The organism is Clostridium yunnanense, from assembly GCF_016595795.1.
Classification (GTDB): Bacteria; Bacillota; Clostridia; order Clostridiales; family Clostridiaceae; genus Clostridium_AR; species Clostridium_AR yunnanense.
In genome coordinates this window covers 17,542-36,801 of sequence record NZ_JAENHN010000040.1, presented here as the reverse complement: position 1 = coordinate 36,801, position 19,260 = coordinate 17,542, and the positions used below count along the sequence as shown (strand labels likewise).

Annotated in this window: 18 protein-coding genes; 3 read left to right on the top strand and 15 right to left on the bottom strand. The window is 30.7% G+C overall.

The window, feature by feature from the left end; all coding sequences use genetic code 11:
• Positions 1 to 4: 4 nt before the first annotated feature.
• The 4 genes from JHL18_RS14375 to JHL18_RS14360 all read right to left on the bottom strand — a co-directional run bounded on the left by JHL18_RS14375 (position 5) and on the right by JHL18_RS14360 (position 5,617).
• Positions 5 to 931, bottom strand: a complete 927-nt coding sequence (locus tag JHL18_RS14375; protein ID WP_200270369.1) for an ABC transporter permease — start codon at positions 929 to 931, stop codon at positions 5 to 7.
• A gap of 2 nt (positions 932 to 933) precedes the next feature.
• Complete coding sequence (locus tag JHL18_RS14370) at positions 934 to 1,863, bottom strand: ABC transporter ATP-binding protein (protein WP_200270367.1); 930 nt, start codon at positions 1,861 to 1,863, stop codon at positions 934 to 936.
• On the bottom strand, positions 1,863 to 4,235 hold the full coding sequence (locus JHL18_RS14365) for a hypothetical protein (protein ID WP_200270365.1): 2,373 nt from the start codon (positions 4,233 to 4,235) through the stop codon (positions 1,863 to 1,865). The genes JHL18_RS14370 and JHL18_RS14365 overlap by 1 nt, the downstream gene beginning before the upstream one ends.
• A 323-nt stretch (positions 4,236 to 4,558) precedes the next feature.
• A complete protein-coding gene (locus JHL18_RS14360) occupies positions 4,559 to 5,617 on the bottom strand; it encodes a L,D-transpeptidase (RefSeq protein ID WP_200270363.1) in 1,059 nt (352 codons plus the stop codon).
• A 281-nt stretch (positions 5,618 to 5,898) separates the two neighbouring features.
• Between JHL18_RS14360 and JHL18_RS14355 the strand changes: the two genes are divergently transcribed.
• Together JHL18_RS14355 and JHL18_RS14350 are read left to right on the top strand one after the other, a co-directional pair.
• Complete coding sequence (locus JHL18_RS14355; RefSeq protein WP_207753029.1) at positions 5,899 to 6,621, top strand: NAD-dependent protein deacylase; 723 nt, start codon at positions 5,899 to 5,901, stop codon at positions 6,619 to 6,621.
• Positions 6,622 to 6,827: 206 nt separating this feature from the next.
• Positions 6,828 to 7,259: a hypothetical protein gene (locus JHL18_RS14350; RefSeq protein WP_200270361.1), complete on the top strand. Its 432-nt coding sequence runs from the start codon at positions 6,828 to 6,830 to the stop codon at positions 7,257 to 7,259.
• 183 nt (positions 7,260 to 7,442) lie between these two features.
• On the opposite strand, the gene JHL18_RS14345 is transcribed toward JHL18_RS14350, so the two are convergent.
• From JHL18_RS14345 to JHL18_RS14305, 9 genes are all read right to left on the bottom strand, one after another.
• Positions 7,443 to 7,865: a YjdF family protein gene (locus JHL18_RS14345; protein WP_200270359.1), complete on the bottom strand. Its 423-nt coding sequence runs from the start codon at positions 7,863 to 7,865 to the stop codon at positions 7,443 to 7,445.
• A 166-nt stretch (positions 7,866 to 8,031) separates the two neighbouring features.
• Complete coding sequence (locus tag JHL18_RS14340; RefSeq protein ID WP_200270357.1) at positions 8,032 to 9,324, bottom strand: DUF2812 domain-containing protein; 1,293 nt, start codon at positions 9,322 to 9,324, stop codon at positions 8,032 to 8,034.
• The gene (locus tag JHL18_RS14335) at positions 9,324 to 9,641 is read right to left on the bottom strand and encodes a PadR family transcriptional regulator (protein ID WP_200270355.1); all 318 of its coding nucleotides are present in this window, start codon (positions 9,639 to 9,641) and stop codon (positions 9,324 to 9,326) included. The genes JHL18_RS14340 and JHL18_RS14335 overlap by 1 nt, the downstream gene beginning before the upstream one ends.
• 185 nt (positions 9,642 to 9,826) lie before the next feature.
• Positions 9,827 to 10,252 carry a hypothetical protein gene (locus tag JHL18_RS14330; protein ID WP_200270352.1) on the bottom strand — a complete coding sequence of 142 codons (426 nt, stop codon included), beginning with the start codon at positions 10,250 to 10,252 and terminating at the stop codon, positions 9,827 to 9,829.
• A gap of 477 nt (positions 10,253 to 10,729) precedes the next feature.
• Positions 10,730 to 11,884, bottom strand: a complete 1,155-nt coding sequence (locus tag JHL18_RS14325; RefSeq protein ID WP_200270350.1) for a glycosyltransferase — start codon at positions 11,882 to 11,884, stop codon at positions 10,730 to 10,732.
• 15 nt (positions 11,885 to 11,899) lie between these two features.
• Positions 11,900 to 12,331 carry a MarR family winged helix-turn-helix transcriptional regulator gene (locus JHL18_RS14320; protein WP_200270348.1) on the bottom strand — a complete coding sequence of 144 codons (432 nt, stop codon included), beginning with the start codon at positions 12,329 to 12,331 and terminating at the stop codon, positions 11,900 to 11,902.
• 215 nt (positions 12,332 to 12,546) lie between these two features.
• Entirely contained in the window at positions 12,547 to 13,893 is a 1,347-nt protein-coding gene (locus JHL18_RS14315; RefSeq protein ID WP_200270346.1) for a B12-binding domain-containing radical SAM protein, read from the bottom strand.
• Positions 13,894 to 13,963: 70 nt separating this feature from the next.
• Positions 13,964 to 14,173 carry a helix-turn-helix domain-containing protein gene (locus JHL18_RS14310; RefSeq protein ID WP_200270344.1) on the bottom strand — a complete coding sequence of 70 codons (210 nt, stop codon included), beginning with the start codon at positions 14,171 to 14,173 and terminating at the stop codon, positions 13,964 to 13,966.
• 10 nt (positions 14,174 to 14,183) lie between these two features.
• Positions 14,184 to 14,636: a DUF2975 domain-containing protein gene (locus tag JHL18_RS14305; RefSeq protein WP_200270342.1), complete on the bottom strand. Its 453-nt coding sequence runs from the start codon at positions 14,634 to 14,636 to the stop codon at positions 14,184 to 14,186.
• Between the two features lie 262 nt (positions 14,637 to 14,898).
• Here JHL18_RS14305 and JHL18_RS14300 point away from each other — a divergent pair, with 262 nt between their 5' ends.
• Positions 14,899 to 15,822 (top strand): metallophosphoesterase, encoded by a 924-nt coding sequence (locus JHL18_RS14300; protein WP_200270341.1) that lies wholly within the window; start codon positions 14,899 to 14,901, stop codon positions 15,820 to 15,822.
• An 89-nt stretch (positions 15,823 to 15,911) separates the two neighbouring features.
• Here JHL18_RS14300 and JHL18_RS14295 read toward each other — a convergent pair whose 3' ends face one another.
• On the bottom strand, positions 15,912 to 17,468 hold the full coding sequence (locus tag JHL18_RS14295; RefSeq protein ID WP_200270339.1) for an ABC-F family ATP-binding cassette domain-containing protein: 1,557 nt from the start codon (positions 17,466 to 17,468) through the stop codon (positions 15,912 to 15,914).
• 498 nt (positions 17,469 to 17,966) lie between these two features.
• Complete coding sequence (locus JHL18_RS14290) at positions 17,967 to 19,016, bottom strand: ABC transporter substrate-binding protein (protein WP_200270337.1); 1,050 nt, start codon at positions 19,014 to 19,016, stop codon at positions 17,967 to 17,969.
• Between the last annotated feature and the right edge of the window lie 244 nt (positions 19,017 to 19,260).

Below are 19,260 nucleotides of genomic sequence, written 5' to 3'. Positions count from 1 at the left end.
GTACTTATTTATCCTTATCTTCACTAATATCATCCTTATGAAGCTCATCATACTTTTTATCTATAGAAAACTTTCTTCTTGCTGGATTTAGTTTATATGAGCATGCTGTAAGTAATAATACTGATAGCACTAAATCTATAACTATATTGATAACCCACATATTATTGCTGCCTCCCGATATATAGAATCCAGGAAAGATCGATTGTCCGCTTACTCCAAACTGATTTATTAAAAGTGCAATAAACGATGCTGCTGGGTTCAAGTACATAAGCCAAAAGGTTTCATTATATGCTTTATTTAACATAGAGGGATGAATCACTATCTGAACGTAGAACACAGTTATGAGTAATGTTCCTATGAACAAGAATACAATAAATGCATAGGATAATACGTTTGCTGCGGTGCTCTTCTTTATAAAGGTTGAAAAGAAAAGCCCTATACTTCCTAAAGTTATTGCTAGTACAATATAAAATAAGAAGGTCTGTAGTAATTCAGTTATACCAATTCCTCCAAACAGAAAAATTATTGAGAATATTGGTATTGAACTTAATATAAGAAGTATTATATGACTTAAGGATGCAAATAGTTTTCCTAAGATTATAGATCTATGTTTTAAAGTAGTAGATAGAAGTATATCTAAGGTTTGCCTCTCTCTCTCTCCAGATATTGCGCCTGCAGTCAATGCTGGAGCAATTAAGCTTATAAGTCCAAACTGAGCAGCTGCCATAAACCCGTATGTTATAAATATTTGCTCTGCATTCATAACTCCTTGCCCCATAATCATTTTGAGAAACAGTATTGTTAATAGTGTTAATACCAGATTGTATACACCTATTAATATAGGTGCTCTCCATCCTCTCATTTTGACCTTTAATTCTTTAAGTAATACTGGATTTATTCTAAAACTGCTTTTATTAATATTCATCTTCATCATTACTCCTCCAAAGTAGCAGTTACTTTCATAAAAATATCCTCAAGGTTTCCATCAAGCTGATTGAAAGATACAACAGGAATCTTACTATTTATTAATCTCACTAGTAATTCATTCATATACCTTTCATCGCCTTTAAAAGAAGCTTCTATTATATTATCTCCAACAGGGTTTATATTATCTAAATCTGGATACTCCTTAAGTATTCTTAAAGTCTCTTCAGCTTTTTCTAAAACCTTAATTTTTATGGTTTGAGTATGGTATATCTTTTTCATTATTTCATCAACAGTACCACTTACAACCACTTGTCCTCTTTCAATTATGCCAATAGAGGTACAAAGTTCAGCCAACTCCGGAAGTATATGAGAACTCACTAATATTGTTTTTCCCATTCCCTTTAAGGTTCTAAGTATCTCCTTCATCTCTATTCTCGCTCTAGGATCCATACCCGAAGCTGGTTCATCTAATACTAAAAGTTCTGGGTTATGCACTAAACTTCTAGCTAAGCAAAGTCTTTGCTTCATACCTCTGGATAAATTGTCTACATAAAAATCTTTCTTATCTACAAGATCTACTAGTTCCAATAAGTCCATACAGATCTTCTTGCTCTCAGTCCCAGTTATGTTGTATATGGATGCATAAAATTCCAGGTACTCTGTAACCTTAAGATCATCATATACACCAAAGAAGTCAGGCATATATCCTATTTTACTCTTTAAAAGTCTTGTATCCTTTAGTGCATTTATTCCATCTACCATAACTTTTCCTGAAGTTGCATCTAATAGACCACATATTATCCTCATAGTAGTTGTTTTTCCAGCACCATTAGGTCCTACAAACCCAAATATCTCTCCTTTGGAAATCTCAAGATTTAGACCTCTTACAGCTTGAAACTTTCCATATGTTTTGTAAAGATCTTTTATCTCTAGCATTATTTCACCTTCCCTTTTACAGATATCTCTGGTACTTGAACTGGTTCTCCATTATTGCCTATAGTTAATTTAATCTTCAGCTCGTTATCTCCATTCAAATATTTCTTTATTTCATCACTATTAAAACTGTCTCCAGTTTTGCTCACATACTTATCTTGCTTATAATCATATATCTCTAAAGTTGCATTATAACTTCCTACCTTACCATTGATTGACTCTAGATATAATTTTAATTCTGACACAATTATATTTTTATCTATATTATATATAATCTCTGGAGTTCCCGTATTATAGAACACATCCCCATATGGGTCATAGTTTACATTAGAAGCATTTAATATTCTGTGCTCTACAAATCCTTGCGGATACTGCATTGTATCTCCACTCCTAAAGTTAAGCACTATCGGCATTCTTATTATTGTTCTATCTTTAACTACAGAGTCTTTGCCGTTTACTATAAGAGGCTTTGATATCGTATCTTTAGTTATAGCTACAACTGATATGTCTTTAACTCTAGTTGGTTGCATTGATTGAGAATATGACATTCTAAGTAAATCAGCATTAAACCTATCTTCTTCACTAGCATTAGCAGTGTTTAAATTATAAATTTTTTTGTCATAAGTTAGCTGATTTACATCCCCAACATAATCACCAGATTTCTTATCTACATTTACACTTTGTCCCTTTTTAACAGGACCAAGTATATAATAAGTTTTAGGTGTTATCACATAGCAATATTCAAAGTCATATAAAGTTGAATTCTTAATACTTCCTTTTATGTTATCTCCATCTAGGGATATATTGCTTTCTATCTTTCCTAGATTAATAGTAGTAGAAGGTATACTCAAAGTTCTACTTGCAAGTACACTTTTATTCTTAAATTCTAGGCTACCTTTATCCTCTCTTATTACTGTATCAACTTCATTTCTTTTAGCGTTCTCAGCATCACCATTATAATTTGGATTATCAAGCGATTCTAGTCTTTTACCTTCTTTACTTGATACTTCAACATTCATTTTCTTCGGTGTGAATATCCCGACATAAGTGTTCTTAGTAGCGACTCCTTTGGAATCTAAACTTATTATGTTAGCATTATTTGTTACTACTTCACTTAATCTTGTTCCGCTTCCTAAAAAGTAGATTACAACACCAAAAACTATAGCCATACATGGCACCGTTATCCACATAAGTTCTCTTTTATCTAATTTTTTAAGTATAAAATAAGTTATAGGTGCTACTAAAACTATATAAATTATAAGTACCGCTAGATATATATTTATATTTGCCTTTTTATCCATCAAGCTACTTACTAATCCACTTACAGAGAAATATCCGTTCCTGTAGCTGTTATCAAACTTATCACTAACAACAAAATTAGGATTTATCATACCAAAAATCTTCTCTCCGAAAGCGCTATTATTAGCCCAACCCACAAAAGGTTTAAGTCCAAAATCAAAGCCTGCAATAGCTACGTATCCAGAACCTATCTTGAGGGTTTGAAGTAATTTTGTATTTCCTTCTTGTATATTTGTGCTACTTCCATCTATCTGTATATTTAAATTCTCTACTGAAACTGAGTTATTATTATCACCATTAGTTGCTACATTATATATCTTTGAGGTATTCACATTTATAATTTCACCAGGTTTACCTTTTATGAAATCATCTTTAAATATACTTAGGGTCTTATTATAATTAGTACCAGTACCAACTAACAGTGTTCCACCTAACTTCACCCAACTTTTTAGACTTTCATAAGCTTCTTTGGATAGTTTAGAACTATCAAAGTTATTGATTATTATTACATCAAAAGATTGGAGCACTCGAAGATAGTCCGGAAACTCCTTTTCATCAAGTTTTATTAATTCCGTTGATACAGTAACGCCTTTAGGTGCAGGAAACTTATTGAGATATGTTAAACTATCAAAATCATCACTTAAAATTCCTACAAACTTTACGGTTTGATTATTAGCGCTACCAACCTTTATCTCCTCACTATATACTTCCTCACTACCATCTTTTATTGATATCTCATATTTTAAGAATGCTTGTTTTACAGGAACATTTATTGTAACAACCTTTTCTGTTCCTTTTTGAATACTCAGATTCTTCATATAACTATCATACTTATTCTCTGATGTAGGAACTTTCACTTCAACAGTTCCTTGTATATCTTTATAATCATTTTTTATTGATATAGTTACAGGTGTGAAATAACCAACCTTATACTTATCATTAAAGCCTACTTTAGTTTTTACAGATATATCTTTCTTAGTATCTGCCTTAACAACTTCACCTTTGAAAAGAATCAAAGGCATCATTAACGCAATCGCTAGGATAAGAATAGATATCTTACTTACTCTTTTTTTCATAATCCCCCTACTTTCTTATAATATATAAATATTATTGCAATATAAGTTAAAATTTACCACCATTATATCATAGTATTACATTACCTTTTATTACAACTTCCTTACAAATTTCTTAAGATTCATATATTATTTATTAAGAGTTAACTACTAAACAATAAAAATTTCTAAAACTATTCAAGTAACTAGGTTTGGTTAACTCAAATATTTTTTACTTCATATACAGTAAAAAAGTCTATTACTAGCTTTTATAAATGCTGTAATAGACTTCTTAAAATATCTTTTAAATTATGTAGCTATTTTATATATAATTTTTCAATATTACACTAATTAACATAAACTGTAGTGCCACCAGGTATATTATTAAATATCCATTTAGAATTTTCCAAGCTTAACCTTACACATCCATGTGATACAGGTTTACCTAAAGTATAGTCTGTAATATTTTCATTCTTGTCCATGGGCCAAGAGTGGAAAAGGTAATTGCCAAAGAATTGAACCCAGTTTTTTGCTCCTTCATTTATGCTTGCATTATAGAACCAGTCACCTCTTGCAGAAACCTTAAATATTCCCTTTGGAGTTTCACTTCCTTCTGCACCAGTAGAACAATCTAGTTCTTTTATAATCTTCCAATCACCCTTACTACCTACAAATACATTTGTTTTCTGGTTTTGAAGATCCACCCAAACTAAAAACTTAGATCTACTTGAATAGTTCTTCACAACATTTTCTTTATCAGGATTAGGTTTATATCCATTAAGATATGCAGCAATAGCAGGACTAACAGTTTTCTTTGCTTTTTCTTCTGCTTCCTTTCTATTCGCTTCTAACTGCTTCTTTTCTTCTTGTTCCTTTAACTGTGCAGCTTCAATAAGCTTTTTATTGCTATCTAAAAAATCCTTAGGCAAGTATTCTTTATTTTCTTCTAAAAGCTTCAATCCCTCATCATATTTAGAATCAGTTATATATTGATTTAAATCATCTGAAACCGAATCTTCTACGGCACCTTTAAGCTCCAATAGCTTATTTTTAAGTATCTTATCCTCAATTTGCTTTTCTAAACTTGCTATTGACGGTAAAACATAGTTATAATTCTTTTTTGCAAACTGTTCCTCTATATTCTTAAATTCGCTTCTTTGCTTTTCAATTGTTTCTAAACTTTTAATTTCACTATTATCTGCTTTATAGGAGCCTGTCTTTTCTAAATCATTAATTTTAGTACTAAGCAATTTATAGTCGATACGTTGATTTAAATAATCATCTTTTAAAGCACTAAACGCTTCCTTTGATTTTTGAGCTTGTACATTTTTATTATAATAAAAAAGCGATCCTGTTATTACACATACAGCCAAAGCAGCAGTTGTTAAAATTCTGTTCAAATGCAAGGCTTCTTCCCCCTGAAATATATTTTATCTTTCAATATATAATGAAACTCAGCTAAACTGAATCATATTTTTATTTTTTATAGATTAAACTCCAATAACACCCTTACGATTCCTAAATAAATATAATTTGAATCTCACCAAAGTATCCCTTCGGTAAACATATCCAATATACAAAAGGTAATTTTCACAAACATTATGTAACCCATACACTCTAATTAATAATAACAGATAAATTAATAATACTTCAATACTTGTGATATAATTTTAAGGAGGTGATTTTCATGAATTTAGATAAGCTAAAAGAAATCATAGATAATTCTAATAACATTGTATTTTTTGGTGGTGCTGGCATGAGTACTGAATCCGGTATACCTGATTTCAGAAGTTCTAATGGACTTTTCAACGAGAAATTAAACATGACTTTCACGCCTGAACAACTAGTATCCCATACCTTTTTTATAAGATATCCTGAAGACTTTTACAGTTTCTATAAGGATAAATTAATATACCCTAATGCGAAACCTAATGCTGGACACTTAGCCTTAGCAAAGCTAGAAGAGATGGGCAAACTTAAGGCGATTGTCACTCAAAATATAGATGGGCTTCATCAAGCCGCTGGTTCTAAAAATGTTTTCGAGCTTCATGGATCAGTATTAAGAAATTATTGTACTAAATGCCATGCTTTTTATGATGAAAAGTTTATCTTACAATCAGAAGGTATTCCAACCTGCACTAAATGTGGAGGAAAAGTTAAACCAGATGTAGTTTTATACGAAGAAGGTCTAGATGAGGATATCATCAATGGAGCAGTTAAAGCTATAGCAGCGGCAGATACTCTAATAATAGGCGGAACTTCTCTTGTTGTTTATCCAGCTGCTGGACTTATAAACTATTTTAGTGGTAAAAACTTAGTATTAATAAATAAGAGTACTACTTCCGCAGATAGCAAAGCTAATTTAGTCATTCATGACTCAATAGGAAAAGTTTTAAGTTTAGTTGTATAGAGCTTCAATACGAAAACTTAACCTATTCATAGTGAAGGATAATATATCTATGTCTTTTATACATGCATAGCGTAAAAATTTACTTAAGATCTTAAGTAATTTAATTAATATTTTGTAACTGTATTAATAGTATTATAGATTTTCCACATTTTTCAGAAAAAATATTAATATACTCTAATGATATTTCTTTTGTGGGAGTGGAATCTTTGAAACTGATAATAATATTCTTATTAATTTTAGTTATTGCCTGCATGTATTTATATTTCGATAGAAAACTTGGTTTTTCTAGGCAACAGTATTTACTACTTTCCAATCAACATAAGTCACTAAGGGAAAAGTATAATTCTCTAAACTCCAGTCTTACTAATATTTCAATAAGATACTTAAGTACTACAACCTCTAACGGTGTTACTCTTGAAGGAGTTTTTTTGATGCTTTCGCCTTTAGAAAAAGGTCCTATTATAAATAAGATAACGCAAAAACTTCAAGTTAGAATTCTTGAGGAAGCTGAAGTAAATAATCAAATATGGTATTTCGTATCTTTACCATTAAATACTGACTTCAACTCTAAGGGCTGGCTTCGAAAATCTGATTTTTCACTAATTTTCAGCAGTTCGCAAGATGTGATGAATAGATAAAATAGGCTTAATTATTAGAACTTTTTTTATAAAACAGTTACTTATAAAGAAAACACCTACCGCTAAGTAGGTGTTTTCTTTCCCGTTATGCAACTGCATGGGTAATAAAGTGCTTTAATATAATAACATATATTAAAACTTTTGAACAGTATTATAAAGAATTTGTTAAAGAATAAAAAAAGTTTAATGGCCTTTATGCTTATCGAGCTTTTTCCTCTGCCTTATATTAAACTTTCTTTCCTCTTCTTGAAGCTTTTGCTCTTTGGTTTTCTCTTTACGTTCTTGCTTTAATTGGTCATGCTGCAATTTCATTGCTATTTGAGCTTTTGTTCCAATTTCTTTTGCACTAATCTCTTTTTTTATACTTCTTTGAAGCCTTTTAGGATTTTTTTTCTTTAGTGCAAGCTCTGTTTTCTCTAATCTTACTGAACCACTGAAATTTAATCTGTAAAAATTCATCAATATAAATTCATGAACTTCTTCATCTCTTGGTTCAGCACCAAAGGTAACCTTGCACACCTTAAGCTCATAACCATCCATGGCTTCAAAAATACCAACCCAGAATGGCTCGTTAAAAAGAATTGTCAATTTAATTATAGAGTCCATAATTAAATCCTCCTGTAATTTATTATTAAAGAGAACGGACAACCCCAGGAGGGCAGGTTACTGCTACGCATAAATATCTAATAACAATATACGTAGGCTCTGACTACCAACAGAAACTGTGTTTTTATCTCTCAATTATTATTATATACAAATATCCATAGTCTATCTATTCTTTAAAAAGCTTATCATAAACTATATTTAAGAACTTATCATCATCCATATCCTTGAAGTTATTTCTAGTATCAATCATCTTATTCTTTGATACTAATATAAAACACTTTGACTCATTGTACTCATAAACCTTTACATCATTAGGTAGCTTTGATTTGTATTCTCTTACATTAAACTTAATTTTATTAAGCATTTTCACTAGTCTGTCAGCATTAAAATCAACTATCATAGGGTATTTACTTTCAAAAATTGTATAGCTTAAATTGTGCTCTTTATCTTCACTAAAATACACTGATTTCTTAGCTAAAATGCTCTCATTAAAACTAGTATATGGATTCGCATTAGCAGCCTCTTTATATCCAAAGTCACTCAATGACAACTCAGTAATATTGTCTGACTTATTAATATGCCTATTTATGATTGTTCTACCAATCGCCCCACCTATGACTGTCATAACAAAAAAAGTTGAAATCAAAAGTCCCAAAACAGTTATAGCTATATTGACCTTCTTTGAATATCTTTTTTTATTTATAAAAAGTCTAATTATAAGCGCTACTATTATTGGTATAGAAATCATTATTAACATAGTAATAACGGATATTTCACTGGTATCATAAATCATACCTACAAACATTATTAAGACACATGCAAGAGGCAATGACCTTTTTATGCGTATTTGCCTATAGTTATTATACTTCATAGACTTGCTTATTTTTAAATTATGATTAGTTTTAACTGCCCAGATTACAAAACTTACTACTTCTATACTAAATATTATTATTAGAGATATAAATGTAACTATAGTCAAAACGTTCAAATTACTGGAAAGAGTATAATCAGTACTACTTGCAAACAATTGCATATATATAAAGAAAAGCCACATTCCAATTAAAGCTACTTGCCCTAATGCATTATACAGTGATGCTTTAAATACTGATTTAAATTTCTCTTTTTCATCAGTGTGTATCTCCAAAGTATTTTGAGAATCTTCCGTATAAAATATCTGAACCGTCCCTTTCTGCCCTACAAACTTCCAGCCCGCTGCCTCACAGTAATCTCTATACTCTAAAACCTCATTACTATCTTTGCAATCATATTCAGAGACTTTGTGGAGTACATCAACTGTATACCTAACAGTGTTTGATTTATATCTTTTAAAAATCAATATCGGACCTTTCATAGACTTTAGTATCCATCCGTTTCTTGCCATATCATTGAGATATTCTTCTGCAGCTTCACACTCGTAAGGAAAAAAGTTAAAAACCTTTATCTTTGTATTTATTTCCATTATACCTTATCCCCCATATAAATTTCTCCGTCACTCACCATAGTAATTAATCTCCTATATTCCTCCAACAATATTTCTTTTCCTTTGTCAGTTATTATATAACTTCTCTTTCTTCCCTGTACTTCCGTTTCTCTAATCATATTCTCTTTTTCAAATTTACCCAAAAGAGTATATAAGGTTCCTGGTCCAACTCTCACTCTTTCCTTTGATATTTCCTCTACAGCCTGCATTATATCTACACCACATCTTTCTTCTAGAAGTGATATCAATATATAATACATTGGTTCCGTTAAATTTTGAAATTGTTCTCTTGCCATTTTAATCACCTACCTAATATCGTGTATCGATATTTATACTTTAATTATATTATCGTGTATCGATATTGTCAATATTATAATTACAATTTATTGTTAATAACTCTATTTAAAATTAAAGTTGTGTTTAACTTGAACACTTCCGAAAAAAAGAAGAGACAGTATACTTACACTATCTCTTCCAATTCTTAATCCTCCAAGTTTTTTAAAATCAATGAATCCTCATTTATATTATCAAGTCCACCAGGTATTCTTCCAGTGTTAAGATCCTTAGTAGTTCCGCCCATACTTTTTATTAAGTTTCTTGCATTCTCTTCGTTGTTGCCATCTACTTCAACTACTACCTTACAGTTTATATTTGCTATTTCATGAAACCCTCCCATACCACTGACCATTGGACTTGCTGCTGCTAAAGGTGAATTACCACCATCTTCACCTAAAACTGCTGATGATAAAGTCGGCAATTCATCTGACCCTACCATTCCTCTCTGTGAGTATGCATCATTATTATGCTCATTTATATCAACAAAAGCTCCCTTAAATCCTTCTCCTCTAAGCTTTTCAACAGTTTCTTTTGCTGTTTTTATGCTATCAAAATATGCCTCTATCTTCATCTAACCACTTCCTTCTAAAATTTTCAAAACATAAACATTCTGCAATTATAGATGTAGTCTTTCCCACGGAATTGGTACATCTTTCGTATCAGTTTTATTATGTCAAAGTGGTGAAAATTTATCCTTTTTATATTTCTGTATAAATTAAAAAACAATTTACTGCTTGATTGCTTATATTACCAGCAATGTTTTTTACACTTTTAATCATGTCAGATATATTTAATATAATCATTAAAATCACAATGGCCTTAACACGTTCCTATATAAATATATATTTAAAACCCAATATTTTTCTAACGACTTTTTTGATTATATATAACCCGTTTATTAGCACTTTACATAATCATACACCTCGTACTTATTTTTGTTGCTATTCTATTCTGTATATGAAAGTATTATATTGCCAGTACAAGTTTATGAGGACTACTAAAAAAGCACTAAGATCTGCAGATACTATTGCTACTTTTATACTGTTACTTACAAAGCTTCAATTACATCAACAGCCTTTTTTACTCCCCCTAAATTTAATAATTCTATCCCTGACTTTTTAGCATTATTTGCATACGTAGGATTATGAATAAAATCATTAACTATATTTTTAATTATTACATCATTAAATTCATCTACCTCCAGCGATGCCCCTGCCTTCAAATTTACTACTGAGCTTGCATTATATTTACGTTCAAACACATTGCCTGGATAAATAATTTGTGGAACTCCATATATCAAACCTGTCATGATGCTATTTTGCCCACCATGATTTATATAAGCTATAGCTTCAGGCATCAGCTTACTAAAATCAAATCTTTCATCAACAATTATATTATTCTTTTTGTATGGTTTTACTTGTCGAGTTGCAATATATACTTCAAAGTTTGTATTTTCAAAAGCTTTAGTTAGGTTATCTATCATTGTTGCAATATTAATTGTTCCAAAACCCATATATGCTATAATTTTGTTCTTTGGAGCTTCCGTAAATTTTATATTTGGTTTAAAAAATGGACCTGTGAAAACTATATTATTACCTTCAATAGGTTCTAACTCATATGAACTTAACACTACTTTTAAGTCAGCCCAATCGAATATATCAAGGACCGAATCAATCGGTTGTAAATCATTTTCCTTCAAGAAGTTCTTAACGCTTGCACTGTATTCAGTATTTGAGGCAAATGACTTTTGAACAGGATAGCTATACCCTGTAACCACCTTAATTCCCTCCAATTTTGCAGCAACTATTGCAGAAATCCTAAATTCCGCATATACAACATCAGGCTGAAAGTCTTGAATAGCCTTTCTTATACAAGATACATCTTCATAAAAGTACTTCTTACTGATTGCTCCAATAAAATGCAGTACATGTTCGAAGCTATTTACTTTTTTATCTTCTTGAATCCTAAATAATTGTCCTAGTTTAAGCATTTTCTCTCCAATAAACCTAGGTGTACCAAATGGTGATGGAATAGGAGCATAATAATTTTTTATGTTTTCTATCTTTCTATAATTAACATCTTCCGGCGAACAAAATGCAACGCTATGGTTTCTCCTAACTAATTCATTGCATAGAGCTACAGCTCTTGAAAATGGTCCACTTGTTTCCGACATTACAGACATAGGCGCAATTAAAACTTTCATAATCCACTCAATCCTTTACATATTATTTATATCTAAGTTGTTATTAATCCTGTATAGATATGTAAATAGCTGCTTTACTTCTTCATTCCTAAATCCTCGTAAGGCTTTCTCGTTGCATTTAACTGCTTCAATACAAATTCTTTCAGCTAATTCCCGCCCATGATCTGATATCCTAACTCTATTAGCTCTTCTGTCATTTTCACATTGATTTCTATAAATTAAACCTTTTTTAATTAATCTATCAATTACCGCTCCAGCCGTTGCCCTATCCCCTGATAATTTTTTTGCCACCTCTGCTTGCGTTAAATTATCTTCTTCCTCTAATACCTTTAGTACAATCCATTGTGATGTAGTTATACCATACTTTTTTATTTCTTCTTCTAACACCTTCTTCATATTTCTAGCTGTTAAATTAATTAAATATCCAAAAGATTCATTTATCCTCATATAGACCTCACTCTTTTCATCATAATAATATGTGTACATATAATATGTACGCTTATCATTTCCCTTTTATTACGCATTTTCACAAATGCAGTTACTTAATTTAATATTAATCAGCTAAACTTTCATTTTTACGTTAAATAAGAAACAGCAGTACTACCTACTGGTATTACCGCTGTTTCAAGATTATTTCCTATAAAAAACAAAAACTTCATAACTTACTTTATGTGATAGGCTAACCATCTAAAAAATCTTCCGATATTTTTAAAGGAAATCATATTACACAATAATTCTGTTAGCTTTCCGAACTTTCTATAGAAGAAATTAAAAGCTAGAAATGGAATCCATTGCTCTTTAGCTTTTGGTAGTCTTTTCATTATATTTTTAAAAGTATACACTTCTTTATATATCCATAGATAGCCATTATATAATTCTTCTGCTGTCATATTCTTTGGTTTATATACTACGTGTGCAGTATTGTAATTTGATAAATTAAAATCTACAATTCTATTTTGCTCTATTAATGATGAGTATAACCTTGTGCCAGGATATGGGGTAAGGATATGTGACGTTACTGTTTCTATCTTATTTTTAACGATCCATTCTAATGTATTCTTAAATACAGAGGAATCATCTTCATCTAATCCAAAAACAAAACTTGCATTTATCATTATTCCTCTTTTATGAATTTCATCTACAAGTTTCTCATATGTGCTTACACTATTTTGAACCTTATGAACACTATCTATTGACTTACTATTTATACTTTCAAAACCTATAAATAGACTTTGGCAACCTGACTCTTTCATTTTATCTAATAAATCAGGCATGTCCACTATATTAGAGGTAACCGCTGCATTCCATTTTAGTTTAAGAGGCTTTATTTCCTTTAATAATTTTTCTGTCCATTTGGGGCTTCCAATAAAATTGTCATCAATAAACATTATATGTTTTGTTTTTAATGCATTTATATCTTTAATTACATCCTCTATAGGCCTATTAATATAGGTCTTAAGCATATCTTTACAGCTATTATAACAAAAATCACATTTAAAAGGACAACCTCTACTTGTACTAACTATATTAGTATATAAGTACTTTTTATTATCTATAATGCTATAGTCAGGTGAAACTATTTCATCTCCAGAAATACCTTCCATATCATAATATATCTTTTTAAGTGAATTATTTTCTTTATCCTTAAGGATCTTACCCCAAATCCTCTCAGCCATTCCCACGCTTATTGCATCAAAACTATTAAGAGCCCCCTCTGGGTCTGCTGTGATATGTATACCTCCTGCAATTACTGTTACTCCACGATCTTGGAACTCCTTTGATATTTCCACAGCTCTGTTCATAACATCTACAGTGACAGTTATTGCTACCAAATCTACAGGTTCATCAAAATCTATATCTTCAACATTTTCATTTTCAATAATAACTTCATGCTCTTTTGGTGTCAGATTTGCTATTGTTAATAAAGCTAATGAAGGAGACATTCTTGTTTTTAGCTTTGTATCCATAGGTCTTGGCAGCATTGCAGGTTGAATTAATTTAATTTTCATACTATATAACACCTCAAATAAACTTACTCGTCATTTAACTAATTTATCTTCAGTATTTAACTTCTCATTTTCATGTATCAGCTCTGTATTCTACAATATCTCCTGGTTGACAGTTCAAACCTTTGCATATAGCTTCTAAAGTTGAAAATCTAATAGCCTTTCCTTTTCCATTCTTTAATATAGATAAGTTTGCCATGGTTATTCCAACCTTCTCTGTAAGTTCTGTCACACTCATTTTCCTTCTAGCAAGCATCACATCAATGTTAATTATAATAGCCATTTCATTCACCTTATACCGTCAAATCATTTTCTGATTTTATGTCTATGGCTTCTTTTAAAAGCTTTTGAAGAACAGCAGCAAAGACTGCAATAGTACAAGAAGCAAAGATAATAATCAGTGGAAATGCTAACAACCCAGGGGCATCATCTGCATCTGCTATTGGGTATAAAGGGAGTAAGAGTCCCGCATATATGATGCTGATTGTTATTCCACTATATTTTATATTCTTTAAAGCATTTACAGATAACTCCGAGAAAGCTTTGTTTTTGTCAATATAACTTAAAAGTTTTAAAGCTTGATACAAAGCAAAGAAAAAGCATATCGCGGTTACATACACACTGATTATAATAGGAAATGGTAAGTAGTTTATAAATCCAGGTAACCAAAATATGCACAGAGCAAGAACTGGCATCGCAATAAAAATAACAGCTATCCTTAAGATAATCGTTGACCATTGTTTCATAAAAAGCACCTCGTTTTTAGTTTATATGTATACAATAACATATATTTTATCGTTTATCAATAATATTTTATTCTTTATCATTGAATATTATAGAGTCCTCTCTTCAGAAATTAATGTTAAATATATTTTCTTTTAAATGGGTAGATTAATTATATATTTTTAAATTACACTTATCTTATACAGATATGCACTCAATTATAAAATTTAATTGATGCATCTTTAATAGAAAAGTTAATTTGATTAGTCTTAGAAGAGGTGCCCTATGTTTTTAGAAAAGAAGTTAGCGAAAAAGAGATTAACTGAAGCTTACAATAATGCTAAAATTGAGTACTTTGATAATAATTCTAAGTATATATTTTTTAGCGACTGTCATAGAGGAGATTGTACTCCATCAGATGAATTTGCAAAAAATCAGAACATCTTTCTATTCGCATTAGAATTCTATTTCAATAATGGATATACTTATGTAGAAGTTGGAGATGGAGATGAGCTTTGGGAACACTCTAATTTTAAACACATAAGATTAGCCCATGATGAGGTATACACTCTATTTAAAAAATTCTTTGATTTAAATAGGTTGATCATGTTATATGGCAATCATAATATACAATTAAAATATAAAGATTTTGTAGAAAAAAACTATTATAAGTTTTACGATGATTATAACGAAGAAGAAATAGAATTGTTTCCCGGACTTACTCCACACGAGGCAGTAGTGTTTAAACATAAAACTACAGGACAAGAAATACTAACTGTACATGGTCATCAAGGAGACAGAATGAATGATACTTTATGGCGCTTTAATATGCTTACAGTAAGATACTTTTGGAAATTTCTCCACTCAGTAGGCTTTATAAATCCTGCGAGTCCTGTAAAAAATGCGGAAAAGATTCACAAAATTGAACGTATTTACAGTAGTTGGATTAAATCAAATAAAATTATGCTAATTTGTGGGCATACTCATAGACCACACTTTCCTAAAATCAACGAATTGCCTTACTTTAATGATGGCTCCTGCGTTAGAGCAAGTGGAATACAAGGTATTGAGATAGAAAATGGAGAAATAGCATTGATTGAATGGAAGATAAGAACTGATTCATCTGGTGATCTCCATATAAGAAGAAAAGTATTAAGAGGACCTGAACCTATAGAAACTTTTGATTTAAGAAATAACGAGACAAATTAAGCAAGTGATATTCAAAAACAGCAATAATATACTCTGATATTATTGCTGTCCCTATGTTATTATCTATATTATTTTGTGGATTCGTTATATTATACGATTTTTGTTGTCCACTCCTCACAGTTCCATACATGGGTAACTACATCTCTATAGAATTCTGGCTCATGGCATACTATTAATATACTGCCTTTATATGCTTTAAGTGCTCTCTTAAGTTCATCTTTAGCCTCTACATCTAAGTGGTTAGTAGGCTCATCTAGGATTAATAGATTTGTTTCTTTATTTATAAGCTTACATAATCTTACCTTAGCTTGCTCTCCTCCACTAAGTACAACAATCTTACTTTCAATATGCTTTGTTGTAAGACCACACTTAGCAAGAGCTGCTCTTACTTCATATTGAGTAAAGGCAGGGAAATCCCCCCATACTTCATCTATACAACTGTTATAGTTTGCATCTTTTATCTCTTGTTCAAAGTATCCCATTTGTAGATAGTCACCTAGTTCAACTTCTCCGCCTAAGGATTTAAGTTCTCCCATAAGACTCTTTAAAAGTGTAGACTTACCAAGCCCATTTGCTCCTACTAAAGCTATTTTCTGACCTCTTTCCATTCTCAAGTTAAGAGGTATTGACAATGGTTCATCATATCCAATAACTAAATCTCTAGTCTCAAATATAAGCTTCCCTGAAGTTCTTCCGCTTCTAAAGTTAAACTCTGGCTTTGGCTTTTCAGCAGTAAGTTCTATCTTTTCTATCTTATCTAGCTTCTTTTGTCTAGCTTTTGCCATTCCAGTGGTAGCTACTCTAGCCTTGTTTCTAGCTATAAAATCTTCAAGTTTTGCTATTTCTTGTTGTTGTCTTTCATAAGCAGATTCTAACTGCTTCTTATTAGCTTCATGTACCCTCTTAAAGTTATCATAATCCCCAACATATCTATTAAGCTGTCTATTTTCAACATGATAGATTAAGTTTATAACACTGTTTAAGAAAGGAATATCATGTGATATTAATATAAATGCATTTTCGTAGTTTTGTAGGAATCTTTTAAGCCATTCTATATGAGCTTCATCTAAATAGTTAGTAGGCTCGTCTAAAAGAAGTATATCTGGAGTTTCTAAAAGAAGTTTAGATAATAAAACCTTAGTTCTTTGTCCTCCACTTAAATCCATAACATCTTTGTCTAAACCTACATCCTTTAATCCAAGTCCAGCAGCAACTTCATCAATCTTAGCATCAATAACGTAGAATCCATTATGATCAAGCATATCTTGGATTGTTCCTATATCATTCATCATTTTATCTAATTCTTCTGGTGTAGCATCAGCCATTTTATCATACATATCTAACATTTCTTTTTCTAAGTCGAAAAGGTATTGAAATGCTCCTCTAAGTACATCTCTTATTGAGTTTCCTTTTTCAAGATGAGCGTGCTGGTCCATATATCCAACTCTAACTCTATTGCTCCACTCAACCTTACCTTCATCAGGCATAAGTTTTCCTGTTATTATGTTCATAAATGTAGATTTACCTTCACCATTAGCACCAATAAAGCCTATGTGCTCTCCCTTTAAAAGTCTAAAGGATACATCTTCAAATATAGCTCTATCACCGAAGCCATGACTAAGGTTTTTCACTGTAAGTATACTCATTATATTTCTCCTCTTCTTCTTATAATAAACTTTCTTCCTAAACCTGCATGAATACTATATATTTATATAATTTTATAATCATATATTTTTTGTTTGTTATTTTTAAGAATACTGTTTAAATTAAGTGGTTATACAGGAGATGCTATTTGAGCGAGCTATTAGAATTAAATGATTTTTTCAGATGGAATGACGCTCCCAAACTGTACTGTTCGAACGTAGTGAGTTTACAGTTTTAGCCATGGAATATGACAAAATCATATTAATTCTTTGCGTAAGCTCATTGAAGCATCGGATGACTAACCGCTTAATTTCAACATAGTACTTTAAATGCTCATAAATTTTTATTAATAACATCAATATTTTAAGGTATTCTATAGACTATTGTCAAAAGAAATTCTTAGTATATTTTTTAAGTTATCACATATATCCAAAAATTCACCCTAGCCTATGTCTTTTACTAACGCTCAGCATATATTTGATATTAGTCTATATTTAATTTTACTTTACTGATTTAACTTCTAACCAAGCTTCATCATAAAGCCTCAATTTTTCTCCTAAGTCTTTATAGTTCTCACATTTATCTAATACTTCTTTTGGTAAATATGCATTTTTATTATTCTTTACATTATTGGGCTGCGCTTCTCTTGCTTCTTTTTGAGGGGTTGTGTATCCTACCTCTGAAGCATTTTTAAGCGCAGGATCTTTCTCACATAAAAAATTTATAAATAGTTCCGCTTCCTTTTTATGTTTTGCCCCTTTTGGGACCACTAGAGAGTCCACCCAGAAGTTTGCTCCTTCCTTAGGAACTATATATTTTAAATATGGATACTGCTCTTGTAGATTTAGTCCTTCTCCAGACCAAATTACAGCTAAACTACCTTCTCCTGCTATCATCCTATCTTTTACTTCATCCTGCACATAAGCTCTAACCAGTGACTTCTGCTTTATAAGTTCCTTCTTTGCTTCATTTAATTGATTTCTATCAGTAGAGTTTAGCGAGTACCCCAACCTCTTTAGCGATATTCCTATAGCATCTCTTTGAGCATCTAACATAAATATTTCACCTTTATATTTGGGATCCCATAGTATATCCCATGAATCTACTGGATCTTTAACTAAATTTGAATTATATAATATTCCTATTGTTCCAGACATATATGGTACAGAAAATTTATTACCATGATCGAACTCTCTATTTAAGTAATCTGAGTCTATTCTATTAAAATTAGGTATATTATCAAAATCAAGTTTCTCTAACATATTCTCCTTAATCATTTTTTCAACCATATAGTCTGATGGAACTAATACATCGTAGTTTGTCTTTCCTGACTTTACAGCTTCATACATAAACTCATTTGTATCATAAGTATTATAATTTATTTTAACTTCATACTTATCTTCAAATTCCTTTAGCAAGTTTTCATCTATATTTTCTCCCCAGTTAAAAACATCTAGGACCTTTTTTTCTTTTTTAGCACTACAAGCAGTAATAGCAGACAATATTAATATAATAAGTAAAATAGAAATTAATTTATATTTATTTTTCAACTTTGTACACCTCTTTCCCTGTATTGATAAACATTATCATTGCTTCTAAATATACTACCATACTTTTTCAATTAATCAAAATCATTTTCCATAAATGTTAAGAACAGATTTAGCTTTTATAAAATAAATAAAAACTTTTTCATAAAAACAAAAGCCCTACATAATAAGGCAAATATAACTCCCTATATGCACGACTTTTGTCTAAAAATATTTATAAATGTCCATTTTATATTACATAACTTGA